General features: G+C 60.8%; 25 protein-coding genes. 10 read left to right on the top strand and 15 right to left on the bottom strand.

Translation table 11 applies throughout. The features are described 5' to 3' along the window. Nucleotides 1-7 precede the first annotated feature (7 nt). The gene (locus tag KI610_RS17465; protein WP_226496218.1) at nucleotides 8-1021 is read right to left on the bottom strand and encodes an aminoglycoside phosphotransferase family protein; all 1014 of its coding nucleotides are present in this window, start codon (nucleotides 1019-1021) and stop codon (nucleotides 8-10) included. A gap of 100 nt (nucleotides 1022-1121) precedes the next feature. Here KI610_RS17465 and KI610_RS17460 point away from each other — a divergent pair, with 100 nt between their 5' ends. Genes KI610_RS17460 through rsmA form a run of 4 tightly spaced genes read left to right on the top strand, consistent with a single transcriptional unit; the run spans nucleotide 1122 to nucleotide 6746 of the window. After that, nucleotides 1122-3668, top strand: coding sequence for an LPS-assembly protein LptD (locus KI610_RS17460; protein ID WP_226496217.1), 2547 nt, complete (start codon nucleotides 1122-1124; stop codon nucleotides 3666-3668). After that, nucleotides 3665-4984 (top strand): peptidylprolyl isomerase, encoded by a 1320-nt coding sequence (locus KI610_RS17455; RefSeq protein ID WP_226496216.1) that lies wholly within the window; start codon nucleotides 3665-3667, stop codon nucleotides 4982-4984. Before KI610_RS17460 ends, KI610_RS17455 begins: the two co-directional genes overlap by 4 nt. Continuing rightward, nucleotides 4984-5973 (top strand): 4-hydroxythreonine-4-phosphate dehydrogenase PdxA, encoded by a 990-nt coding sequence (gene pdxA, locus KI610_RS17450; RefSeq protein WP_226496215.1) that lies wholly within the window; start codon nucleotides 4984-4986, stop codon nucleotides 5971-5973. Before KI610_RS17455 ends, pdxA begins: the two co-directional genes overlap by 1 nt. After that, entirely contained in the window at nucleotides 5970-6746 is a 777-nt protein-coding gene (rsmA, locus tag KI610_RS17445) for a 16S rRNA (adenine(1518)-N(6)/adenine(1519)-N(6))-dimethyltransferase RsmA (RefSeq protein WP_226496214.1), read from the top strand. The genes pdxA and rsmA overlap by 4 nt, the downstream gene beginning before the upstream one ends. Nucleotides 6747-6846: 100 nt before the next feature. Here rsmA and KI610_RS17440 read toward each other — a convergent pair whose 3' ends face one another. The 6 genes from KI610_RS17440 to KI610_RS17415 all read right to left on the bottom strand — a co-directional run bounded on the left by KI610_RS17440 (nucleotide 6847) and on the right by KI610_RS17415 (nucleotide 11934). Further along, a complete protein-coding gene (locus tag KI610_RS17440; RefSeq protein ID WP_226496213.1) occupies nucleotides 6847-7035 on the bottom strand; it encodes a YgaP family membrane protein in 189 nt (62 codons plus the stop codon). Between the two features lie 72 nt (nucleotides 7036-7107). Beyond that, nucleotides 7108-7776 (bottom strand): Crp/Fnr family transcriptional regulator, encoded by a 669-nt coding sequence (locus KI610_RS17435; protein ID WP_226496212.1) that lies wholly within the window; start codon nucleotides 7774-7776, stop codon nucleotides 7108-7110. Between the two features lie 2 nt (nucleotides 7777-7778). After that, the gene (gene xth, locus KI610_RS17430) at nucleotides 7779-8546 is read right to left on the bottom strand and encodes an exodeoxyribonuclease III (protein WP_226496211.1); all 768 of its coding nucleotides are present in this window, start codon (nucleotides 8544-8546) and stop codon (nucleotides 7779-7781) included. Then, nucleotides 8543-9022: a glutaredoxin family protein gene (locus tag KI610_RS17425; protein ID WP_226496210.1), complete on the bottom strand. Its 480-nt coding sequence runs from the start codon at nucleotides 9020-9022 to the stop codon at nucleotides 8543-8545. The genes xth and KI610_RS17425 overlap by 4 nt, the downstream gene beginning before the upstream one ends. A gap of 20 nt (nucleotides 9023-9042) precedes the next feature. Then, nucleotides 9043-11097 (bottom strand): M3 family metallopeptidase, encoded by a 2055-nt coding sequence (locus tag KI610_RS17420; protein WP_226496209.1) that lies wholly within the window; start codon nucleotides 11095-11097, stop codon nucleotides 9043-9045. A gap of 63 nt (nucleotides 11098-11160) precedes the next feature. Next, nucleotides 11161-11934, bottom strand: a complete 774-nt coding sequence (locus tag KI610_RS17415; RefSeq protein WP_226496208.1) for a DUF2189 domain-containing protein — start codon at nucleotides 11932-11934, stop codon at nucleotides 11161-11163. Between the two features lie 153 nt (nucleotides 11935-12087). Between KI610_RS17415 and KI610_RS17410 the strand changes: the two genes are divergently transcribed. From KI610_RS17410 to KI610_RS17400, 3 genes are all read left to right on the top strand, one after another. Then, the gene (locus KI610_RS17410; RefSeq protein ID WP_226496207.1) at nucleotides 12088-12681 is read left to right on the top strand and encodes a hypothetical protein; all 594 of its coding nucleotides are present in this window, start codon (nucleotides 12088-12090) and stop codon (nucleotides 12679-12681) included. Between the two features lie 343 nt (nucleotides 12682-13024). Further along, the gene (locus KI610_RS17405) at nucleotides 13025-13366 is read left to right on the top strand and encodes a hypothetical protein (RefSeq protein ID WP_226496206.1); all 342 of its coding nucleotides are present in this window, start codon (nucleotides 13025-13027) and stop codon (nucleotides 13364-13366) included. Nucleotides 13367-13372: 6 nt separating this feature from the next. Then, entirely contained in the window at nucleotides 13373-13669 is a 297-nt protein-coding gene (locus tag KI610_RS17400; RefSeq protein WP_226496205.1) for a hypothetical protein, read from the top strand. Nucleotides 13670-13687: 18 nt separating this feature from the next. Here KI610_RS17400 and KI610_RS17395 read toward each other — a convergent pair whose 3' ends face one another. After that, nucleotides 13688-14518, bottom strand: coding sequence for a hypothetical protein (locus KI610_RS17395; RefSeq protein WP_226496204.1), 831 nt, complete (start codon nucleotides 14516-14518; stop codon nucleotides 13688-13690). 199 nt (nucleotides 14519-14717) lie between these two features. Between KI610_RS17395 and KI610_RS17390 the strand changes: the two genes are divergently transcribed. Continuing rightward, entirely contained in the window at nucleotides 14718-15800 is a 1083-nt protein-coding gene (locus tag KI610_RS17390) for a type I restriction endonuclease (protein ID WP_226496203.1), read from the top strand. Between the two features lie 76 nt (nucleotides 15801-15876). Continuing rightward, on the top strand, nucleotides 15877-16500 hold the full coding sequence (locus KI610_RS17385; RefSeq protein WP_226496202.1) for a LexA family protein: 624 nt from the start codon (nucleotides 15877-15879) through the stop codon (nucleotides 16498-16500). Here the strand turns inward: KI610_RS17385 and KI610_RS17380 are convergent. Further along, complete coding sequence (locus tag KI610_RS17380; protein ID WP_226496201.1) at nucleotides 16439-16711, bottom strand: DUF6471 domain-containing protein; 273 nt, start codon at nucleotides 16709-16711, stop codon at nucleotides 16439-16441. The genes KI610_RS17385 and KI610_RS17380 overlap by 62 nt on opposite strands. A gap of 170 nt (nucleotides 16712-16881) precedes the next feature. Between KI610_RS17380 and KI610_RS17375 the strand changes: the two genes are divergently transcribed. Beyond that, the gene (locus tag KI610_RS17375) at nucleotides 16882-17964 is read left to right on the top strand and encodes an IS1595 family transposase (protein ID WP_226496200.1); all 1083 of its coding nucleotides are present in this window, start codon (nucleotides 16882-16884) and stop codon (nucleotides 17962-17964) included. A 23-nt stretch (nucleotides 17965-17987) separates the two neighbouring features. On the opposite strand, the gene KI610_RS17370 is transcribed toward KI610_RS17375, so the two are convergent. The 6 genes from KI610_RS17370 to rfaE2 form a co-directional block, all read right to left on the bottom strand. Next, entirely contained in the window at nucleotides 17988-18380 is a 393-nt protein-coding gene (locus KI610_RS17370) for a hypothetical protein (RefSeq protein ID WP_226496199.1), read from the bottom strand. Nucleotides 18381-19151: 771 nt separating this feature from the next. Next, nucleotides 19152-19664 carry a hypothetical protein gene (locus tag KI610_RS17365; protein ID WP_226496198.1) on the bottom strand — a complete coding sequence of 171 codons (513 nt, stop codon included), beginning with the start codon at nucleotides 19662-19664 and terminating at the stop codon, nucleotides 19152-19154. 196 nt (nucleotides 19665-19860) lie between these two features. Next, a complete protein-coding gene (locus KI610_RS17360; protein WP_226496197.1) occupies nucleotides 19861-20793 on the bottom strand; it encodes a phosphoribosylaminoimidazolesuccinocarboxamide synthase in 933 nt (310 codons plus the stop codon). A gap of 38 nt (nucleotides 20794-20831) precedes the next feature. Next, nucleotides 20832-22148 (bottom strand): DUF3422 family protein, encoded by a 1317-nt coding sequence (locus KI610_RS17355; RefSeq protein ID WP_226496196.1) that lies wholly within the window; start codon nucleotides 22146-22148, stop codon nucleotides 20832-20834. Nucleotides 22149-22201: 53 nt separating this feature from the next. Next, nucleotides 22202-23152 (bottom strand): LysR family transcriptional regulator, encoded by a 951-nt coding sequence (locus KI610_RS17350; protein ID WP_226496195.1) that lies wholly within the window; start codon nucleotides 23150-23152, stop codon nucleotides 22202-22204. 420 nt (nucleotides 23153-23572) lie between these two features. Then, nucleotides 23573-24061, bottom strand: a complete 489-nt coding sequence (gene rfaE2, locus KI610_RS17345) for a D-glycero-beta-D-manno-heptose 1-phosphate adenylyltransferase (RefSeq protein WP_226496194.1) — start codon at nucleotides 24059-24061, stop codon at nucleotides 23573-23575. Between the last annotated feature and the right edge of the window lie 71 nt (nucleotides 24062-24132).

The raw sequence follows: 24132 nt of genomic DNA, 5'->3' as shown, positions 1-24132 counted from the left end.
GTCGCCCTTAGCGCCGGTAGCCGATCTGCTCGGTATTGCCTTCCAGCTTGTCGAGCAGGTTGAGCAGGGGCTTGAGCTGGACGTAGCGGTGGGCCGTCTTGCGGGCGTAGTTCATGAAGCGCGGCAGGTCTTCGCTGTATTTTTCCTTGCCGTCGCGGTACTTGAGGCGGCAGAAGATACCAAGTACCTTGAGGTGGCGTTGCAGGCCCATGAGTTCGTAGTCGCGCCAGAAGGCACCGAAATCCTCGCGTACCGGCAGGCCGGCGGCGCGGGCTTTTTCCCAGTAGCGGATGACCCAGTCGATTTCCTGTTCTTCTTCCCAGGAAATGAAGGCGTCGCGGAACAGCGAGACGATGTCGTAGGTGATCGGGCCGTAGACCGCATCCTGAAAGTCGATGATGCCCGGCGTCAGGCGCTCGGCACTTTCGACGACCATCAGGTTGCGCGGCATGAAGTCGCGGTGCACGAAGACCTTGGGCTGGTTCAGCGCATTGTTGATGAGGAACTTGAAGGTCCGGTCGAGCATGGTCTTTTCGCTGTCGTCGAGCTCGACGCCGAGGTGGCGGTAGATGAACCATTCCGGGAAAAGATCGAGTTCGCGACGCAGTAGCGTAGCGTCGTAGGGCGGCAATGTCGCTGCGGTCGACGAGCATTGCCATTTGACCAGGACGTCGAGGACCGGGCGGATCAGCATGTCGGCCAACGACAGATCAGCGTTCAGTGCGTCGAGATAGCCGATACGGCCGAGGTCGGTGAGGACCAGAAAACCGTTGTCGAGATCCTTGTCGAGGATGCGCGGCGCGGCGAGGTCAGCCTTGGCGAGCAGTCCGGCGACGTGGATGAAGGGTTTGCAGTCTTCTTTTTCCGGCGGTGCGTCCATCAGGATGCGCGTCTGGCCATCCGGCCAGGTCAGCCGGAAATAGCGGCGGAAACTGGCGTCGGCCGAGGCCGGGGTGATCTGAATGGACTGCTCGGGAAAGCGACTGGCAACCCAGTCTTTAACAAGTTGATCGCGCGGCATGGGTTCCATAAGCGGCTAGGGTTCGCTTCGTTGTAAAATGGCGCGATTTTAACACTCGGGCATCGGCCGTTCCGGTCCCAAACCACTACTGATTGCCTTGATGCCCGGTTTTTCGCGCCGTCCGCTCGCTGTTTTCGTCTGCTGCCTGTTTGTCGGGGCGCAGGCGAGCCATGCCGCCGACGACGTGCTGCGCCTGCAGCTTTCGGGGGGCGGATTGAGTGCCGAGGCGCCGGTGGAGTCGCCCGAAGTCATGCTGTTGGCGGCCGCCGATGTGCCGCTTCGCCTGCGTCAGGAACGCCGTTTCAATGTGCAGGGCAAGAAGCGCCAAGCGTCGACGCCGGCTGTGGTCGGCATCGAGTTTCCGGCCGTGCTGAAGAAAGATGACGATTACCCGCTGTTTCTCAGCGCCGAACAGATCGAAGGTCAGGCAGAAGAGCTTACGGTCGCCGAAGGCAATGTCGAACTGCGCAAGACCGGTTCGCTGATTCTCGCCGACCGTCTGACTTATCGTATGCTCGACGACGAGATCGAGGCCTTTGGCTCGGTGCGTGTGCTGCAGGACGGCACCGAAATCGATACGCCGCATTTGAAGATGAAACTCGACGAGCAAATCGGCTCGGCCGAAGACGTGCGCTACCGTATTCTCAAGGAAACGCCGAGCAAGTTCTACAGCTCGACGCCGACTGTCGTGACGGTCGCCGGCACCAACGCCAATACCTCCGGCGCGCCGATGATGCTCAATGTCGCGAACAGCTACGGCCTGCCGACGCAATCGCCGCCGCAGCGCCCGACGGAAGCAAACGGCCGGGCGGAACGTGTCGAGTTTGAGGGCGAAAACCAGTACACCTTCTTCTCGAATTCCTTTTCGACCTGCAAGCCTGGGCAGGAAGACTGGTACCTGCAAACCGCGGAAACGCACCTCGATTACGACAACAATGAAGGCACGGCCAAGCACGCATCGCTGTGGTTCGGCGGTGTGCCGCTCTTTTATTCACCGATCGCTTCGTTTTCGCTCAACGGCCAGCGCCGTTCCGGCATTCTGCACCCGCATTTCTCGACCTCGACGCGCAGTGGCGTCGATTTCACCCTGCCCTATTACTGGAACATCGCGCCGAACTACGACCTGACGCTGTTTCCGCGTTACATGAGCAAGCGTGGCTTCCAGCTCGGGGTCGAGGCTCGCTACCTCGACCACAATTTTCAGGGTGTGACCCGCGTTGAGTATCTGCCGAACGACGAGTCGGCGAATCGTCAACGCTATGGTTACCGGATCCAGCATCAGCACAACCTCGGGCAAGGGGTATCGGCCGCCATCAACTGGAACGGCGTTTCCGACGATTACTACTGGCAGGATCTGTCGTCCCGCCTGTTGCAGACCTCCGCGACGCAGTTGCCCAAGCAGGTTTCGCTGAGCTACGCGCCGTCGCCCTGGCTGCAGAGCAGCATGCAGGTCTTGCGTTACCAGACCCTGCAACTGGACCCGTTGGTGCCGATCACCCGTCCTTATTCTCTCGAGCCGCAGCTCAACATCACCGGCTACCGGCCGAATGTGCTGCACACCGATCTCAGCATGATCGGCCAGTTCTCGCGCTTCACCCATGTCGATAGCACGAAGATACAGGGCGACCGTCTCGTCTTCTATCCACAGGTCTCGCTGCCCCTCGTCCATCCGGCCTTCCAGATTACGCCCAAGGTCGGCCTGCACATGAGCCACTATGGATTGAGCAATCAGCTGGTCGGTCAGGAGAGCAGCTTCAACCGCGTTCTGCCGACCTTCACGCTCGATTCGACGATGGTTTTCGAACGCGAGGGCGACTGGTTTGGCAACGGCTACATCCAGACGCTGGAGCCGCGCCTCTACTACGTGAATATTCCGTACAACGATCAGAGTCAGATTCCGCTCTTCGATACAGCGCTGTCCGACTTCAACTTCGCCCAGATCTTTTCCGAAAACCGCTACAGCGGCTACGACCGGATCAACGATGCCAATCAGCTGACCGCCGCCGTGACGACGCGCCTGCTCGACGGCGAAACCGGTGTCGAGCGTTTCAAGGCCATGGTCGGCCAGCGTCACTATTTCAAGCCGCAGCGCGTTGCGATTACCGGCGAGACGGCGCGCACTGCCGATTTTTCCAATCTGGTCGCTGCGGTCAACGGCCTGGTTGCGCCAAAAACCTATACCGACGTGGCCTGGGAGTACAACTTCCGCGACAACGTCAGCGAACGTTTCTCGGCCGGTGTACGCTTCCAGCCGGAGCTCGGCAAGGTACTGTCAGGCAGTTATCGCTATACGCGCAATCCGCTGACCGGCGATTCGACCGTCGACCAGATCGATGTCGCCGGCCAGTGGCCGATCGCCTCGAAGTGGTACGCCGTCGGCCGCTACAACTATTCGCTGCGTGACAAGAAGACCCTTGAGTCGATTGCCGGTGTCGAGTACAACGCCGGTTGCTGGGCCGTTCGCGTTGTCGGTCAGCGCCTGGCGGCGATTTCCGGTACCCCCAACGACACGCTGTTTTTCCAGCTGGAACTCAACGATTTCGGTAGTATCGGCACCAATCCGATAGGCCTGCTCCGGCGTAGTATTCCGGGCTATGGCAAGATCAACGAGTTGCCCAATAGCAGCAGCCTGCTCACCTCCCAATGAAGACCATGACCCCATTTATTCGCACCCTGCTTGTCCTCATCTGCTGCCTCGGCGGCCTGCTGGCGCATCCCGTGTCCGCCGCGCCGGAGGAACCTATCGAAGCCGACCGCATCGTCGCTGTCGTGGGCGACGAGGTCGTCACTTATTATGATTTGCGCACTCGCCTCGAAGCCGCACTCAAGCAGTTGCAGAAGCAGGGAACGCCGCTGCCGCCGCAGGATGTGCTGGAGCGTCAGATGCTTGAACGCCTGATCATGGAGCGCGTGCAACTGCAATACGCCCGCGATTCGGGCATGCGGGTCGATGACAACCAGCTCGAACAGGCCATTGGCCGCATTGCCGCCGGCAACAAGATGACCCTGCCGCAGTTCCGTGCCGCGCTGGAAAAGGACGGCGTGCAGTACGCCCAGTTCCGTGAGGAAATTCGCAACGAGATGGTGACCGTTCGCCTGCGCGAACGCGAGGTCGACAGCAAACTGATTATTTCCGATGGCGAAATCGACAACTACCTGGCCACACAGGCGGCCAGTGGTGGCGGTGGCGAGGAATACCAGCTGGCGCATATCCTCTTGCGCGCGCCGGAGTCGGCCAGCCCGGAGCAATTGCAGAAACTGCGTCTGCGCGGCGAGCAGGCGCTCAAACGGGCGCAGGCCGGCGAAAATTTTGCCCAACTGACCGCCGCCTTCTCCGATGCGCCGGACGCCTTGCAAGGCGGCGATCTCGGCTGGCGGGCGCTGAATCGCCTGCCGTCCCTGTACGCCGAAGCGGCCGGCCGGCTGCAGGCCGGCCAGGTCAGCGAGCTATTGCGCTCGTCGGCCGGTTTTCACGTCGTCAAGCTGCTCAACAAGCGCGGCGGCAGCGCCCCGGCTTCGGTGCAGCAGACGCATCCCCGTCACATCCTGATCCGCATCAACGAAGTGGTCTCCGAGTCCGATGCGCGGCACAAGCTCGAAACCATTCGCGACCGCATCGTCAACGGCGTCGATTTTGCCGAACAGGCACGCCTCAACTCACAGGACGGTTCGGCCGCCAAGGGCGGCGACCTCGGCTGGCTCAGCCCGGGCGATACCGTACCGGAATTCGAGCGTGCCATGAATTCCCTGAAAATCAACGAACTGAGTCCGGTCGTCCAGTCGCCCTTCGGCATGCACCTGATCCAGGTCATCGAGCGCCGCGAACGCGACGTTTCCGAAGAGCGCCAGCGCGGCGTGGCCCGTCAGGCCCTGCGCGAACGCAAGCTCGATGAAGCCTACCAGGACTGGCTGCGCCAGCTACGTGACCGTAGCTACGTCGAAAACCGACTCGAAGAAAAGTGATGCCCCCGGTCATAGCCGTGACCAGCGGCGAGCCGGCCGGCATCGGTCCGGAGCTCTGCCTGCGTCTGGCCGGCTATGAAGGCGATGCCCAGCCGGTCATTCTTGGTGACCGCAATCTGCTTGAAGCGCGGGCAGCCGCGCTCGGGCTGCCGGTTCGCATTGTCGATTTTTCGCCGAAAATTCCGGTTGACCGTGGCAGTCTACCCGTTATCCACATTCCGCTCGCCGTACCCGCGCAAGCTGGCCAGCTCGATGCCGCAAACGGCCCCTACGTGCTGGCGCTGCTCGACCGCGCCCTGGCCGGTTGCCAGTCCGGCGAATTTGCCGCGATGGCGACGGCGCCGGTGCATAAAGGCGTCATCAACGACGCCGGCGTGCATTTCACAGGCCACACCGAATACCTTGCCGACAAGACCGGAACGCCACTCGTCGTCATGATGCTGGCCGGCGACACCGAGCGCGGCCCGCTGCGCGTTGCGCTGGCCACCACGCATCTGCCGCTCAAGGACGTCTCGGCGGCCATCACCTCCGAGGTGCTGGAAAAAACATTGCGCATCCTCCATGCCGATCTGCGCGGCAAGTACGGCATCGTGCAGCCGCGCATCCTCGTCGCCGGTCTCAACCCGCATGCCGGCGAAGGTGGTTACCTCGGCATGGAAGAAATCGAAGTCATCACGCCGGTGCTCGAAAAGCTACGTGGCGAAGGCATGCAACTGTCCGGCCCATATCCGGCTGACACCATGTTCACGCCGCCCATCCTCGCCCAGGGCGATGCCGTGCTCGCCATGTACCACGACCAGGGCCTGACCGCCCTCAAGTACGCCACCTTCGGCAAAGGCATCAACGTCACGCTCGGCCTGCCCATCATCCGCACCTCGGTCGATCACGGCACGGCGCTCGAACTGGCCGGCACCGGCAAGGCCGATCCGGGCAGCCTGTTCGAAGCCGTCGCCGAAGCCGCGCGCATGGCCACAAGGAAAAAACAATGAAGGGTCACGTCGCCCGCAAACGCTTCGGCCAGAATTTTCTCGTCGACCACGGCGTCATCGCCGCCATCGTTTCGGCGATCAACCCGAAGCGCGACGATGTCGTCGTCGAAATCGGCCCCGGTCTGGGGGCGATTACCGAGCCGCTCATGCAGCGCGTCGATCACCTGCACGTCGTCGAAATCGACCGTGACCTGATCGCCCGCCTCAAAAAACAGCACCCGCCGGAACGTATGACGATCCACGAAGGCGACGCCCTGGCCTTCGATTTCGCCAAAATTGGCAAGAACCTGCGCCTGGTCGGCAACCTACCCTACAACATCTCGACGCCGCTGCTCTTCCACCTCGCTGACTATGTCGACGTCCTGCACGACATGCATTTCATGCTGCAGAAGGAAGTTGTCGAGCGCATGGTCGCCGAGCCGGGCAATGCCGATTTCGGCCGCATGTCGGTCATGCTGCAATACCGTTTTTATCTCGAATGGCTGATCGACGTGCCGCCGGAAAGCTTCGATCCGCCGCCCAAGGTTCAATCAGCCGTTGTCCGCCTGATCCCGAAACCGGTTTCCGAACTCAATGCCAAGAGCCAGGAAAAGCTCTCGCAGGTCGTCCTGACCGCCTTCTCGCAACGCCGCAAGATGCTGCGCAATACGATGAAAGGCATGCTCAGCGACGCCGGATTCGCCGAGCTCGGCATCGCCCCGACCCTGCGTCCGGAGGATGTTTCGGTCGATGACTACGTGCGCATTGCCAATTACCTGACCGCCGGGGCGTAGCGAGAATCCCACGGTCAACCGTAAAAAATGCCCGAAATTGAAATGTTCGGACCCATGAAAAAACCCGCCGAAGCGGGTTTTTTTGCGGACTCGAAGTTGTTTACTTCGTCGAGCAGGTCTTGATGCCGAACAGCGTGTAGGCCGGGCACCAGCCCATCAAGCCGGTGGCCAGCGGCACAATGCCAATGTAGCCCCAGACCGGCAGTAGGCCGGCAGCAGTTGCGCCGATCAGGCCGGCGCCAGCAACGATGCGAAGGATTTTGTCGATACCGCCAACATTTGCAGCCATGGTGTGTTCTCCGTCAGGTTATGTGTACAACGCCAATGTAACGGGCTGGCCCGGCGGCGTATGTAACCTCGGTCACACAGCAGCGAGTTTTTGCAGACCGGCGCGGTCGGTTACCGTCAGCTGTTCGCGGCCCAGCGTGACCAGACCCTGCTCGGCAAAACCTTTGAGCAGGCGGCTGACGATTTCGCGGACGCTGCCCAGTTCGTCGGCCAGTTGCTGGTGCGTGACGCCGAGCACCGTTTCATTGCGGGCCAGGATCAGTTTGGCCAGTCGCTGATCGAGGCGGGCGAAGGCGACTTCCTCGACCAGTTGCATGAGTTCGCCGATGCGGTCGGCGAACAGGTGAAAGACGAAATCGCGGAACGGGGCGTGCTCGACCATCAACGCAGCAAAGGCGCCGACCGGCAGGGCGAGCAGGGTGAGCGGCGTTTCGGCGATGCCGCGGGCGTTGTAGTCGGTGTGGCCGAGCAGGCAGCTCGATGAAATGATGCACGAGCCGCCGGGCGCGACGCGGTAGAGCATGAGTTCGCGGCCGCTGGCGGCCAGCTTGATGACCTTGATGCTGCCTTCGAGCAGCAGCGGGAAGCCCTGGCAGGGCTGGTGTTCGGCAAAAACCTGGGTGCCGGCCGGTAGCTGCATGATGGCCTGTGGCGGGAGCAGGGCGGCGAGCCGGTCGGCTGGCAGGCCGCGCAGCGCCGGGTACAAATTCAGCACTTTTTCCCGGTTGACCGTGGAATTCATGGTCAGCCGCCTACTTCCGCCCACACCGGGGCGTGATCCGACGGCCGCTCCAGCTTGCGCGGGGCGCGGTCGACGCCGGCCGCTGTGCAGCTGTCGGCCAGCGGTTTCGAGAGCAGGACATGGTCGATGCGCAGGCCCTGGTTTTTCTGGAAGCCGAGCATCCGGTAATCCCACCACGAGAAGGTCTTTTCCGGCTGCTCGAAGAGCCGGAAACTGTCGCTCAGGCCGAGTCCGATGAGGCGCTGGAAGGCGGCGCGTTCGGGCGGCGAGACGAGAATGCAGTCGGCCCAGCGTTTCGGGTCGTGCACATCGCGCTCGTCCGGGGCGATGTTGTAGTCGCCGCACAGCGCGAGCTTCGGGTACTTGGCCATTTCCTCGCCAATCCAGACGGCCAGCCCGTCAAGCCAGCGCAGCTTGTAGTCGTACTTGTCGCAGCCCACTTCCTGGCCGTTCGGCATGTAGGCGCAGATGACGCGCGTGTCGCCGATTGTGCCGCTGATCAGGCGCTTCTGTTCGTCCGGAAAATGCGGGTTGCCGCAGACGACATCGGCAATCGGTTCGCGGGCGAGCAGGGCGACGCCGTTGTAGGTCTTCTGGCCGGAGAAAGCGACGTGGTAGCCGGCCGCCTCGATCTCGGCGCGCGGGAAATTGTGGTCTTCGAGCTTGAGTTCCTGCAGGCATAGCGCGTCCGGTTTCGCCGAGGCCAGCCAGTCGAGTAGATGCGGCAGGCGGACCTTGAGCGAGTTTACATTCCAGCTGGCGATCTTCACTTGCTCTCGCCGCTCGTGATCTTGGCTGCGCTCTTCGGGTAGCCGGCGAGGTCGAGCAGGTTGTTGTAGGCGCCTGCTTCAAAACCGCGCGAACTCTGCTTGCCGACTTTCAGTGAAGGCACGAAAGTGTCGCCGACCAGATCCTTGAGTTCGGCGACATCTTCCGGCTTTTGCACCATCTTTTCGGTGAAAGGCACGCCGCGCCCGCTCAGCAGGTCGCGTGCATTCTTGCAGTCATTGACGCAGTCGGCGGAGGTGTACAGCGTGACCGGAAACGACTCCATCGCCCGTTTGGTGGCAAAGGACAGACCATCGCTGGCTTCCGGCTTGCCGCCGACCTTGACAACGCCTTTCGCCCGGCCCGGCGGCGGGGTGTCCGAAACGACGGTTTGGCCGCCGGTATCGGTCCATCGATAGGTTTCGGCTTGCACGCCGGCAGTCGCCAGCACCAGACACAAAGTGAGCAGATAACGCATGGCTTTTCTCCCTGAAACGCTTAAGCCGCAATCATACCGCTATGACGAAGCAGTGCATCGACGCTCGGTTCGCGACCACGGAAAGCCTTGAACGACTCGATGGCCGGGCGCGAGCCGCCGACCGACAGGATTTCGTCGAGGAAGCGCTTGCCGACCGTCGCATCGAACGGATTTCCAGCCTCTTCGAAGGCCGCATAGGCGTCAGCCGACAGCACTTCGGCCCATTTGTAGCTGAAATAGCCCGCCCCGTAACCGCCGCCGAAAATGTGCGAAAAACTGTTCGGGAAACGGTGCCATTCCGGCGGCAGCAGTACGGCGACTTCCTTGCGCACGTCCTTGAGCACGTCCATCACGGTCAACCCGGATTTCGGGTCAAAATCGGAATGGATCAGCATGTCGAACAGCGAGAACTCGATCTGGCGCACGGCCATCATGCCGCTCTGGAAGTTCTTGGCGGCCAGCATCTTGTCGAACAGTTCGCGCGGCAAGGTGGCTCCGGTATCGACGTGGGCCGTCATGCCCTCGACCACTTCCCATTCCCAGCAATAGTTTTCCATGAACTGCGACGGCAGTTCGACGGCATCCCATTCGACGCCGTGGATGCCCGAAACGCCGAGTTCTTCGCCGCGCGTCAGCAGATGGTGCAGGCCGTGGCCGGTTTCGTGGAACAGCGTGGTGACGTCGTCGTGCGTGAAAGTCGCCGGTTTGCCGCCGTTCGGTCGCGAGAAGTTGCAATTGAGGTAGGCAATCGGCTTCTGAATGCCGTTGAGCACCCGGCGCCGTGAGCGGGCTTCGTCCATCCAGGCGCCGCCGCGCTTGGTTTCGCGGGCGTAAAGGTCGAGGTAGAACTGGCCGACCAGATCGCCGGCCGGGCTTTCCAGCCGGTAGAAACGGACATCCTCGTGCCAGACCGGCGCCGTATCGGGCTTGACCTTGACGTTGAACAGGCTCTCGATGACCTTGAACAGGCCGCCCAGCACCTTGGGCTCGGTGAAATACTGCTTCACTTCCTGCTCGGAGAAAGCGTAGCGGGCCTGCAGCAGCTTTTCCGAAACGTAGGCCGCATCCCATGGCTGGAAGTCGGTCAGGCCGAGTTCATCCTTGGCGAAGGCGCGCAGTTCGGCGATGTCCTTCTCGGCAAACGGCTTGGCCTTGGCCGCGAGTTCACGCAGGAAAGCGAGCACCTGGGCCGGCGTGTCGGCCATTTTCGGGGCCAGCGACACTTCGGCGAAATTGTTGAAGCCGAGCATCTTCGCATCTTCGACGCGCAGTTCAAGCATGCGCTGGATGATCGGCGTGTTGTCCCATTCCGGCTTGCTCGAACCATCGTGGAATTCGGCGGCGCGCGTCGCGTAGGCGCGGTACATGCGGGCGCGCAGCTCGCGGTTGTCGGCGTACTGCATGACCGGGCCGTAGGACGGGGCTTGCAGGCTGAAACGCCAGCCCTCGACGCCAGCTTTCTCGGCGGCGGTCTTGGCGGCTTCCTTGGCATCGTCGGGCAGGCCGGCGAGCACAGCTTCGTCGGTAACGATTTCAGCGAAGGCGTTGGTCGCGTCGAGCAGGTTTTCGGCGAACTTGGCCGAGAGCTGCGACAGTTCTTCCATGATCGCCTGGAAGCGCGGCTTCTGGTCATCCGGCAATTCGGCGCCGGACAAGCGGAAATCGCGCACTTCGTTGTTGACGACCTTTTTCTGTTCGACGCTCAGCGTGGCGTATTCGGCGCTGTCGCGCAGCGCCTTGTATTTCTCGAACAGCTTGAGGTTCTGGCCGAGTTCGGCGTAGAAGCGCGAGACTTCCGGCAGCATCTCGTTGTAAGCCTCGCGCCAGGCGGGAATGTCATTGACCGAATGCAGGTGGCCGACGATGCCCCAGGCGCGGCCGAACGGCTCCAGGCCATCGGATAGCGCACCGGCAAAGTCCTGCCAGGTGGCCGGGGTGGTGTCGGCGGTCAGGCGTTCGATCAGCTCGCGGCCGGCGGTCAATAGCGATTCGATGGCCGGTTTGACGTGTTCGGGCTGAACGGTGTCAAAACGCGGCAGGTCGGAGAAATCGAGCAGGGGATTGGCGGTCGTCATTTTTATATTCCAGGCAAGAAAAACGGGCGGTCAGGCCGCCCGTTGAATCTGGGGGCAGAAACCCTATTCTACAAGCTCGCGGTAGGCATGCCACGAGGCATGGCCGAGAATCGGCATGATCAGGACCAGGCCGAAGAGCAGGGTGGCGAAGCCGAGCAGAGTCAGACCGACGAGTATGGCTGCCCATAGCAGCAGGGGACCGGCATTGCGCACGAAGGCGCGCAGGCTGGTCATCATGGCCGTGGCCACGTCGGCGTCGCGGTCGAGCATGAGCGGGACCGCAACGACGCTCAGCGCATAGACGAAGAGCGCCAATACGCCGCCGAGCAGGAACCAGGTGGCGGCGAAAGCCAGGTGCTGGCCGTCGAAGAGGATTTCGTTGAGGTAGGCGCTGGCCATCGGCGCCGAGGTGGCGTCGATCAGGGCGAAGGCGACGGCGGAAAAACGTTCCCACATCAGCATGATGAGGGCCAGGATCAGCCCAAAAAAGGCCAGTGACTGGCCGTTGCGCCGGAAACACTTGAGCGAATCGATGAACAGGATTTTCTCGCCGGCCTCGGTGCGCCGGCTCAACTCGTAAAGCCCGGCCGCGAGCAGCGGCGCGACGAGGAAGAAGCCGGAAATGGAAACCGAGAGCAGATGCGGGCTCTGGAGCAGGGCGAGGATGATCAGGTCGCCACCCAGCGCGAAGAGCAGGCCATAGGCCAGCGAGGGCAGCGGGTTGGCCTTGACGTCCTGCCAGCCGGCGCGCAGCCAGTGCAAGGGGCGGTCAGCGGCAATGCGCCGGATGTGGGGTAAGGGCACCCCTTGCGCATGGAAATCGGAAAGCAGGTTCATGGCAGCCTCCTCTGTCAGGGTTACGGACATTTGACCGGGGAGAGGGGGCGGGGTTCAGTTGAAGGGTTGGTCCGGGATCAGCCAGGAGCGGTCAAACGTTATGCGATATGATTGCCAATCTCAATGCCAAGTCATTTTATTAGGACTTCATTCATGTCGGACGACAGAAAAAAATTTCTTAGCCAGTTAATGACCCATTCAGCAAAATACATGGGCATCGTGATGATTGGGCTATGTCTCAGTGCCTGTTCTGAAAGCTGGAAAGAGGAGGTTCAGTTACAAGACGGTCGCATTCTAGTTGTCGAAAGAGAGCTTATTTCGGAGGGTGGAGGGGACGAATGGGCAAGCAACCGTTCAGGCACAAAGCCAAAAGAATATGTCATTAGATTCGTAAATCCAGATCAATCGGGAAAGGTAATCGAGTGGCGTTCGATAAAAAAATCTCCGCAAACTTGGCCTGAAATACCGCTGGTTCTTGACATGGCATCCGGCAAGCCTGTCCTCCTTTCGATAGTGGCTATCTCGCCTGGTTGTGAGGTTTATTCAAAATACGTTCATCAGGATGGTCGATGGATTGAAGAGCCGCTCCCCGAACAATTTGCTCAGCGCACAACGAACCTTCTTTTTGGAAGCCACAAAGAAATGCCGGCGCTCGTCAGTTTGAAAGATAAACGCATCAGAAATAACTACGTAGGCGTTAGAAACAAGCACTTGCAGGTAGGTCCAAACCACAAGGTTTGTGGCTAATTTAGCAATAAATGTTGAATTTGCCTTTCTTGGCACCGAACGTCGCCTTCGGGCATAACCCAGCCTCTAAAAAGATACCATCGCCCCCGCAGCTTTTTATTCCCGGTCCTGAATCGCAAAACAAAAACGCCCGCATTGCGCGGGCGTTTTTCTTGAAGCGACCGGTATTAGGTAGCACCTGCCCCTAGACAAATTAACCGCGGCCTGGCTGGCCGTATCCAGCTTGGTGGCAGGTGCCACCCCAACCCCATGAAGGTCGGCAACCGCACTGTGTAGCAGTTGCCCCTCCAATACCGTCTGACCAGGGCTTAGCGTTGACGTACCCCTCCACCGGAGTTGCGCCATGACCACCGACAAGCCCATCCCTGACGATTTCCCCCGCAGCACACCGCTCAGCGCGGTGGCCGGCGCCCAACCGAAGCTGGCCGCTCGAAAGGTCGGCGACCGGTACATCGTCGGGCTCACCGAGGAAGAACTGCAGAGGCGCTACTCCTACTGCGATGACCTTGCGCAGCAGCTCATGGCATATTGCCAACGGAAGGCACTGGAGCATCCCGACTGGACTTATGAAGCCAACCTGGACCGGATGGCGAGAGGCGTCGCCCAGAAGGCCGAGGCTTGGGACCTCTCAGTTGAGGAGCAGCAGTGGATAGTGGGCCAGGTCAAAGCCCTGCTGGGCTGGTAGCGCGCCATGGCTCAGGTATTGGATGTCCGGCCACTGCGAGTTGCAGGCCAGCGCGCCACCGAGCTAGAGAAAGTCTACGTGGGTTTGCTGCGAGTCGGCCACCATGATGGCCGGCGGTCGCTCAGCCTGGTGAATTCCAAAGGCGAGCTTCAACTAGGTCCGTTGCTGGACCCCGAGTTCGCAATGGCTGATTTTGACGGGTTGGTGCTTGGAGGAAAGGAGCCCGAGACAGGACTCCTTCAAGAATGGCAAATCCTCTCGGCGAGGCGGCTTGAGGGATATCCAGCGCATCAGCTTTGGTAAGGTAAATCCACAAAAAAGCTACCGCTTCATTGACTGTTTTGCGTCAAGGAGCTGTCGTTCAATCTGCCACGTATTAACGTTTGCGTCGCTCAAGTCCTTCAGGACTTCCTTCGTCATTGATGGGATGTCATAGTTTTGCTGACCAACCCACCCCTGCCGAATGGCTACCCTGGTTGACCGGCGCACGAAGTCGGAGCTACCCCGAACCACGCCGATAGCAGCAACACCATTCAGCAAGAGGAGAATACCCGAGCAATCCTCAGAGTGAAGGTAGTTGTGGCCAAGCACCCCTTGTAAGCCAGGCAGCCTATTCGTATCGATTCCTAGAAGATGGAGTTCATGACTACCGGGCGTCGACAACTTACCCAATACAAACTGTCGCCATACCTCAAGCGCTTTTGCCAACATATCGCGTTCAAGCTCAGGCAGCGACACTCTCGTTAATTGGTTAAATGGTAGGTCTAAGTCACTTTCGCGTTTAGTCGACGGCGGCGAGTGTAGTAGCACAGCAGCAGCTTTTGCCGCCATCCCCGCTAAAAATCTAGCCATCCACGACTCGTAGCTGAGATTGCGAGTCCCTTTAATTTGCCATTCAACTAGAAATTTTTTCTGCGCGAAGGCTTCATCACGGCTCATTGCTAATTCACAGTCCGAACAGCATAGCCGGTGCTTAGATAGGTCTTGGTGGTACTGGCCAACTCGCGTATGGGGGTTTTGAAAGCGAGGGGCTTCGCCTAATTCTTTGGCCATCCATCGCCGAAAGAAATTTGGCACGACATGGCTCAAAACCAACTGCTTAGGCTCACCACAGAGAATACACCCGGGCAGCGGGTTGAGTTTTCGATACATCTGAAGCTCTCCATGATGCTCAGTTTGTTTTTCGAGCAGGTCTCAACTAGCCGCTGACCTTATAAGGTACGGCACTGTCGGCAGCTTACTGTATAGCTATGAGCGTCATCTATGCAGCCACCTAAGGGCTAGCTGGCGCCATGCGTTCACGGCTATTATCTTGGAATATGCCAAAAATCTACCTAGCAAAGGATTAGCAATGGACTTTATCGACCAGCTTCGCGCCCTGGCTACCCGCATCGCCAGCACCAAGGACCTCATTCAGACAGAAGAGGCCACCAAGAACGCCATGGTGATGCCCTTCATCCAGGCACTTGGATACAACGTGTTCGACCCGCTCGAGGTCACCCCTGAACTGGTCGCGGACGTCGGCATGAAAAAGGGCGAAAAGGTCGATTACGCCATCCTCAGCGCCGGCAAGCCCATCCTCCTGTTCGAATGCAAGAAATCTGGCGCCGAGCTCAACGTCAATCACGCGTCCCAGCTGTTCCGCTACTTCCACGTCACCGAAGCCCGCTTCGGCGTCCTGACCAACGGCATCCGCTACCAGTTCTTCACCGACCTGGAACAGCCCAACAAGATGGACGAGAAGCCCTTCCTCGAATTCAACATCCTCGACTTCAAAGACCAGGAGGTCGACGAGCTCAAGAAATTCGCCAAGGCCAGCTTCGATGTCGATACGATTCTGGTGACCGCGAACGACCTAAAATACACGCGGATTATCCAAAACCAACTGGCTGAGTGGATGGTGAATCCCTCGGAAGACTTTGTCCGCCTGGTTGCCGCCGACCACCTCGCCGGCAAGCGCTTCACCCCAGCGGTCAAGGAGCAGTTCACGGCCATCACCAAGCGCGCCTTCCAGCGGCTAATCGGGGACCGCATCAACGACCGGCTGCGCGTAGCCATGGCGCCGGAGCACGCCGCTGAGGCTGCGCCCAGCACCCCCGAAGCCGCACAGCAAGGCCCGGCGGACCCCGCCACCGATATGGCTGCCATTACCACGACCCTTGAGGAAATCGAAGGCTTCCACATTGTCCGCGCCATCCTGCGCGACCTGGTCTCCGCCAAGCGCATCGTAATGCGTGACGCTCAAAGCTATTGCGCCATCCTCTTGGACGACAACAACCGCAAGCCGATTTGCCGTCTGCGCTTTAACAATACGGCCCGCCTCGTTATCGGCCTGATGGACGATAAGAACGAGGAGCGCGTCTCACTGGCTGACTTGGATGACATCTACAAACACGCGGACTTCCTCAGAAAGACCGTACAAGGCTATCTCTAGCCTATCGCTGGCCAGTTGACACTGGCTATTTATACAGTATCATGCCTTCATCGAACAAACATTCGACGAGGGCATGATGAGCGATGAAACATACCTGCAGCGGCTCCAAGACTATTACGCGACCCATCGCGTCCTGCCGTCCTTCGCCCAGATAGGCGAACTGCTCGGCCTCAAGTCCTCCTCCTCGGTCGCCGCCCTCGCCAAACGCTTCAAGGAACGTGGCTACCTCGAGTCCGGTCCAACAGGCCGCCTGGCGCCAGCCAAGCGCTTCTTCGAGCGCGAGGTGGTCGATACCGTCCGCGCCGGCACACCCCATCCGGCCTTCGGTAATCCCCTCAAGACCCTGTCCATCGACGAGCACCTGGTGGCCATCCCGTCCAAGTCCGTCCTGCTCGAGGTTCGTGGGGATTCCATGGAGGATGCTGGTCTCTTCGAAGGCGACATCGTGGTGGTCCAGAAAGGCGCGCCGGCCAAACCCGGCGATATCGTCGTGGCCATCGTCGATAACGACTTCACCGTGAAGTTCCTGGCCTACGACGACAAGGCAGAAGACTTCTACCTACAGCCCGGCAACAAGGCTTACGCCCCCATCCGCCCCGAGTTCAGCTTCGAGGTATTTGGGAAGGTCGTCGGGTCCTTCAGACGATATGCGGGGTCTCGCGTACGCCTTCATTCTTCGGCTTCGGCGGCCGAACAGTGAAGCGAATGTCCTCATAACCCAGTGCCACCAGGCAGCTGAGAAAGAACGGAAAGGAGAAGGAGCCACGGTTAATCTTGTTCCGCAACGCCCGCTCTGTTTCCTGAATGCCCAGCTTCCCTAGCTCGAGCGCCAGCTTCTTGTAGCCGACGTCATCGCGCGCCAGCAGGCCCTTCAGGATGCCTGCGGCCTCGTTTTCCCAATGGTCCTTCATCGTCTGTCCTTATGTTGTGCCGCGCGCACCGACAGGGGCTTCGGCCAGCCAGGTTTTTGGCCGGTGCAAAACGACCCATTGGCGATGTGAATCGACGCATTGGTGAATACGAAGCCCGGATTCCGAAAAAGCGGTGCGTACACAGTTAACCCAAGGCCCTGTCATGCCCGATGTCTCAGCACTATCTCCTCTCCGCCCAAGCACGCACGCTATCGCTGGCCAAGCTACTGGCCTTCAGCGATGCCGAGGCGCGCGCCATGTTCGCGCGTGTCCGCTGGGGTGCGGAGCGCAAGCAGGTCTGCCCGCATTGCGGGGTGGTTCGGGAGCACTATTTTCGGGAGCGCCAGGACCGCTGGCGTTGCCGTGATTGTAAAGAGTATTTCTCCGTCACGTCAGGCACCGTCTTCGCCAACGCGAAGCTGCCCCTCCAAAAAATCCTGGGCGCCATCGCTCTCTACGTGAATGCGGTCAAAGGCCTGTCGGCCTGCCAGCTGATGCGCGACCTGGATGTCCAGTACAAGACCGCCCTGGTGCTCCTGCACAAGGTCCGGGAATCCCTGTGGCTCAAGCAGGACCTGACCAAGTTCGAGGGAACGGTCGAGGTGGATGGCGCCTACGTCCATACCTACCGCCGGCCGAAGAACAAGAAGGCCGAGCGCAAGGACCGGCGCCTGGCCGAGAACCAGAACCCGGAGAAGTGTTCCGTCCTGGTCATTCGGCAGCGAGGCTCCAACGATGGCGAAGGGGCGGACCGCAGCCGCATCGTGGTCATCCCGTCGGAGAATTCCAACGACATCGTGGCCGCGGTCCGGGCCAACGTTGATGAGGATGCGACGGTGGTTACCGACGAGGCCAATGGTTTCACGGAGCTAGGCATCTGGTTCGAGCACAAGGTGGTCCCGCACAACGAGACCTATTGCACCGAGGATGGCACCAACCAGAACCAATCGGAGTCGTTCATCGCGCGGTTCCGACGGCTGTTGTTCGGCCAGATACACAAGCTGAAGCGGAAGTATCTGGACGTGTATGCCTATGAAATTGCGTTCCGGGAGGACACCCGGCGGCAGGACAATGGCAGCATCTTTGCTCGGGTGCTGGAGGCCTGCCTAAGGGCTCGACCGTCGAGGGACTGGTCCGCGTACTGGCAGGGTAACAAGCGACTGCATGACTCGGTGGTCAGCTTTGAGGATGGGCGGCCGGTGCGTCGGTTGTATGTGGCGCCTGCGACGGCCAAGAGGGGCATAGAGACGTGATTGAAGTGCCGCGACTAAGGCTGTCACTTAGCTGCCTCCACGCTTTGCTTTTCCGGGGAATAGGACTCCTTGCCATCGCCACTGCTTACAGTCGGCTGGCTAGTAGTAGCTGCAGGCCGGCGACTAGCTTTATCGGGGAGAGCCAGCGCATACACCCCGTAGAGGAAGAACAACCCTAACGCGACGAGGAGCAACCTTCCAGAATCATTTGCCCTTGCGGCATCAACGCGGCGGTTGAAGCCGTCTGGCTCCGGTGGTGCGATTTTGGGGTGCGCCGGGATAATTAACGAACCGATTAGACATACCAGGGAGACGGGAAAACCCAGAAATAAAGGACTGACTCCCGCCTGGTCTATGGCCAGGGCAATTGCTCCTGGCACCGATGCCAGTATTGCCACAACGTGGGCCGCGCGCATTGAAATACCTCCTTGAAACGCTACCTCCTGTATAGCTAGGAGATAGGCCTAACCGGCAATCTCAGCCCTACGGAGTCGCAGCGCCTAGCTCAGCAGTTCGCTATACGGAGGCATGTCCCATCACCCTGAGAGCCCAGCTGACCGCTTTCGGCTAAGCGAACGAGAAAAGGAGCGTCGTTTGGCTGAGGTACGGACTCGCCTTGCGGCTTCGACAACCACAGCAAATAGCCAGACAGCGAGGGCTGGTGTTTGGATTTGGGTGCTACTGATTCTGCTGGTCGGGGTCGCTGTCTGGGGACGAACGCACTTCGGGGTTGCCCAGTAGGGCTTATGGATTCAGGGACCACCGCGTCGGCTGTGCTGGTGTGGCTACGATACTGTCCTTGGCGACCAATCCGTCCAGCACCCTCTGTACCCGTTGGTGTAGCCGGCCGATGTCGTGAAGCTCGAGGTCGATGCATTGAGTCTCCACGATATGCGTGGTCAGCTCATCTATCGTAGGGCTGTCGAGCTTCCGCAGGCCGGCGAGGACGGCCCGCTTGAGAGCACTCCCTGGTAAGGGAAACGCCAAGTGGAATCGTAGCTGTCTCAGCTCAGCCAGGACGACCGTAGGGGCAACTAGCGGGAGCGCGTTGGCCAGCGCCTCGATTGCCGAGTTGAGCCTGGCCAGCTCGGGGGCGGCCCGCGGGTGGTCGCGGCGTTCAGCCCAGAACTTGCGCTCGCCGAGGAGCTGGCGGTATTGCTTGACCAGGCTGTCGCTGTGGACTGGCCTTACTCGGACGGAGCCTTGAGACGCCATAATCCTGCCTGGTTAGACTCGTGCTCGTGAAGTCGCTCTATCGTTCCCTTGTTTGCCAGGGCCGCTAATCTATGCCGAACTGCTTTGCGTAAGCCTTGAAAATCGTCCCCGGTTTGCAACTCGAACCCGGTTTGGTCCGCTAAGCAGAGGGTAACCTCGTGGGTGCTCAAAATCGCGCCATTCGAGTCGCGCATTACGGTGAGGACTCCTCGCGTAATAGCGCCCCATGCTAAGGCATGCCTTTTTGGGAATGTTTGGCGGGCTATCAAGGGTTGCTGGTCACTGAACACCACCTGCAAGGCCGAGTCGATGGCTAGCATCTTCTCCGTGTTCCCCTGCAGCAGGGCGTCGAGCGCCGCGACCTGTTCCTTTAAGCTCTCAATCTGGGCGAGCAGCTTCTGTTGTCGTCTGCCTAGCTTTTGGTTATCGCCGGCCAGCCGGCAACGCGCATGTCGCAGGCCAAGCTGGCCCATCGTAACTGCCATAAGGTCCTCTCTAATCAAGTGGCTCGTAGGCCACTCTTGAGTTTAGGGAGGGGATACCTTGATGTCGGAGCAGAGTTCGGGGGGCAAGTGCTACATACAGGCGTTGCGCTTGTATGGGATTGCCCCCGTCAGGCTGCCGCGCGGCGGTTAGCTTGTCTAGGGGCAGGTGCTACCTAATACCGGAAGCGACGGTCGCTTACAACGTCTTGCCGGTGAGTTTTTCGTAGGCTTCGATGTACTTGGCGCTGGTCTTGGCGATGACGTCGGCTGGCAGCTTGGGGCCGGGAGCGACTTTGCCCCAGTCCAGGGTTTCGAGGTAGTCGCGGACGAACTGCTTGTCGTAGGAGGGCGGGTTCTTGCCTTCCTCGTACTGGTCGGCCGGCCAGAAACGCGAGGAGTCCGGGGTCAGGGCTTCGTCGATGAGGTGCAGGGTGCCGGCGGCGTCGATGCCGAATTCGAATTTGGTGTCGGCGATGATGATGCCGCGGCCCTTGGCGTAGGCGCAGGCTTCTTCGTAGAGGCGGATGGCGGCGATGCGGGCTTCGTCGGCCAGTTGGGCGCCGTTCTTGCCAGTGCCGGCCAGGGCTTCGGCCAGGTCGGCGGCGCAGTTGGCCTGGGCGACGGCGAAGGAGACGTTTTCGTCATGATCGCCGACTGCCGCCTTGGTGGCCGGTGTGAAGATCGGGGACGGCAGCTTCTGGGCCATTTTCAGACCAGCCGGCAGGGCGATGCCGCAGATGGCGCCGGTTTCCTGGTAGTCCTTCCAGCCGGAGCCAATGACGTAGCCGCGGACGACGGCTTCGATGGGCAGCGGCTTGAGGCGCTTGACGACGACGGCGCGGCCGCGGACTTGGTCGCGCTCGTTTTCGGCGACGACGGTTTCCGGATCGATGCCGGTCAGCTGGTTGGGGACGATGTGGCCGAGCTTTTCAAACCAGAAATCGGCGACGGCGGTGAGCACTTCGCCCTTGCGCGGAATCGGGTCCGGCAGGATGACGTCGAAGGCAGAGAGGCGGTCGGTCGTAACGATCAGCAGCTTGTCGGCATCGACGGCGTAGATGTCGCGAACCTTGCCCTTGTTGAGCAGGGGCAGGCTGGTGATGGAGGACTGGAAGAGCGGAGTGGTCACGGCAGATTTCCTGAAGGCGAAAAAGGAAGGATTATAAATTAATGCGGCGTTTCACCGGCTTCGGCCGCGAGTTTCTTGCGCATCTGGCGGGTGCCCCAGAACACCAGTCCGGCGATGACCGGGATCGAAATCGCGGTGATGACGTCGGTGTTGAGATGATGCAGCTCCTTCGTGCCCTTGGCCAGATACTGCACAAGTTGCGAGCCGTAATAGGTGAGGACGACGACGGAGAGGCCTTCGACCGTTTCCTGCAGGCGAAGTTGCAACTTCGCACGTTGGTTCATCTGGCCAAGCAGTTCCTGGTTCTGGCGTTCCAGTTCAATGTCGACGCGGGTGCGCAGCAACTGGCTGTTGCGGGCGACGCGGGCCGAGAGTTCTTCCTGGCGGCGACTGATCGCTTCGCAGGTGTTCATCGCCGGCAGCAGGCGGCGCTGCATGAATTCGAAGAAGGTCGGCAGGCCGGAAATGCGCGTCTCGCGCAGTTCTTCGATGCGCTGCATGACCAGCCCGTGATAGGCGCGCGAGGCGCCAAAGCGGAAGGTGGTGCGGGCCACCGAGTGTTCGACATCGGCGGCCAGCGCCGACAGGGTGCCGAGCACGCCGCGCTCGTCATCCGGTGTCTTGGCCTGGCCGATGCTGTCCATCAGTTCGGCCAGCTGCTTTTCGCCGTCGTAGAGCCAGCGGCTGACTTCCTTGGCGACGGGCAGGCCGAGCAGGGACATCAGGCGGTAGGTTTCGATCTCGACCAGGCGCTGTACGGTGCGGCCGGTCTGGCGCTGGGTCATGCCGTCATTGAGGACAAGAAAGCGCGAGAAGCCGTTGTCGATCTTGAAGTCGGTGAAGATCCAGGCGGTGTCGTCGGCGACCCGGGCGGCGACCATCGTCCGGCCGTTCGGCGTCAGGCTGGCGAGCACTGAATCCGGGCTGATTTCGTCGGTCGACCGCAGCTCTACGTGGGTGGCGACGATCAGTTTTCCCGGGATGCCGGAGATCCACTCGGGATGCACGGCGTCGAAGGCGGTGACATCCGGGTGCAGCTCCTCGCCGGTGGCCAGCGGCCGGAAGAAGGTGTAGCTCGAAAATTCGGTGTGCAGCTCCCAGCGCATGCGGAAGGCGCCGGTGTCGATCATCATGTGCGAATCGGAACTGTCGATCGAGTTGCAGACGTGGCCCTGGCAGAGCTTGGTGAGGTTGTCGCGGGCGGCCGGTGCCTTCTCGGTGCTGTGCTTGAAGACCAGGTGCGAGACGAGCACCGCGCCGACCAGCGGCACGGGCGGCCGGGCGTGGAACTCGTTGTTGAGGCGCTGGCGGAGCGGGTGCTCCTGCAGTTCGGAAAGCATCAGGCGTGGGTGCATGATCGAGGTCGATTCGTCAATGGTGCGGTGCAGCAGATTGTAGCGTAAGCACTTCAGGATGCGGTGCGGGCGGCCAGGTAGCGGCCGAATTCCTTTTCCAGACCCGGTGCCGCCTGTTCCAGAAGGAATTCGCGGAAGCGCTGGCCGGCCGGCAACAGGCGCTTGCTGTTCATGTGCACGACGTACCAGGTACGCTCGATCGGCGTGCCGATGATGTCCAAAACGCTGACCTCGGACGTCTTCAATTCGAGCGGCAGGGTGTGCAGCGAAATGAGCGCCACGCCCATGCCGGCCATCACCGCCTGCTTGATCGTCTCGTTGCTGCCCATGCTGATTGTCTTGGCCGGCGTGAACAGGTGGTTCTTGAACATTTCCTCGGCGACGCGGCGGGAGCCGGAACCCTCTTCGCGCAGGAGGAAGGTTTCGTGGCGGAGTTCCTGCAAGTCGAAACGGCGGGCGTCGCGCAACGGGTGGTCGGCCGGCCCGATCAGCACGTAGGGATGGCTGGCCATCGGCTCGGCGTGGGCGTCGATCTCGACCGGGATGCGGCCCATGACGGCGAGGTCGATGGCGTTGTCCTGCAGCTTCTGGAGCAGGCTCTCGCGGTTGCCGACCGAGAATTGCACCTCAATGCCGGGATGGGCCTGCGAGAACTGGGCGAGCAGACGCGGCATGAAATACTTGGCAGTGCTGACCAGACCGACCGACAACTGGCCGGTTTCGCCACCGAGCAGCCCTTGCAGGTTGGCCTCGGCATCCTTGATCTCGCCGAGGACGCGCAGGGCGTGGTGCATGAGCAGGTCGCCAGCATCGGTCAGGGCGACGCCGCGGCCCATGCGCTCGAACAGCGGCAGACCGACGTTGTCTTCGAGCTGCTTGAGCTGCATCGAGACGGCCGGCGGCGTCAGGTGCAGTTCCTCGGCGGCACGGGCGTAGCTCAGGTGGCGGGCGGCGACGACGAAGATCTGCAACTGGCGGAGCGTCAAGGTGCGGATGAAGTTCATGTTCAGGGTCGCTCGGGTTTTTTGGGTGTTTGGTAAGCGATAGTTTAACGCCGAGGTGGGTTCCACGGTCAACCGGAAAAAATGGCCAAAAATGAAATCCACTATTCAAGCACCCAAGCCCGAGCCCGGATCGTTTCACCGGGCCCCTTGAGAGGTGCCGAGCAACGCAGGGGCTGGCGGGAAAAGGGCGAGGACTGTCTGAGGGCGAAGCCCGAGTTCCGCAGCCCCCGCCAGGCTCGAGTAGCGCAGGGAACCGGCGCAGCCGGCACCGACCCAGGGTCGCCTTCTTCTTTGGCTACTTTCTTCTTGGCGAAGCAAGAAGAAAGTACGCTCGCGCCTCAAGCGCGAAAACCTGCGGTTGCGAAGGGGCACCGGCACCTCAAGCGTGAAACCCACCGGGTGTAAGACCCCGGCGCCTAATCAAAGCCGCCGAATCTTCTCCAGCAAGGCCGTGGTGGATTTCTGGTGAATGAATGGTATGGAGTGCACCGTCCCCCCCCAGCCCCGCACCTCCGTGCAGCCGACAATCTTGTCCACCGGCCAGTCGCCGCCCTTGACGAGAATGTCCGGCCGACATTCGAGGATGCGCTGCAGCGGCGTGTCCTCGTCGAACCACGTCACCAGCGCCACACATTCGAGCGCAGCCATGACCGCCAGCCGGTCTTCGAGCAGATTGACCGGCCGATCATCCCCCTTGCCCTGGCGTTTGACCGAGGCGTCGGTGTTGAGCGCGACGACCATGCTGGTCCCAAGCGCCGCCGCTTGCGCCAGATAGGTGACATGGCCGCGATGCAGGATGTCGAAACAGCCGTTGGTGAAGACCAGCGGGCGGGCGAGCTGGGCGACTCTGGCGGTCAACTGGTCGGGCGGGCAGATTTTCGTTTCGAAGCGGGGGGCGGCGTAGGTCATGGCGACATCACGAGTTGAGGACAGGGCATCATTTTAGTGGCTTTGGCTGTCGGCGCGGCCTGTCATCCCCA

Source organism: Ferribacterium limneticum (assembly GCF_020510565.1).
Lineage (GTDB): Bacteria > Pseudomonadota > Gammaproteobacteria > Burkholderiales > Rhodocyclaceae > Azonexus > Azonexus limneticus_B.
The sequence above is the reverse complement of the archived record's forward strand: the minus strand, read 5'-3'. Positions and strand labels throughout refer to the sequence as shown.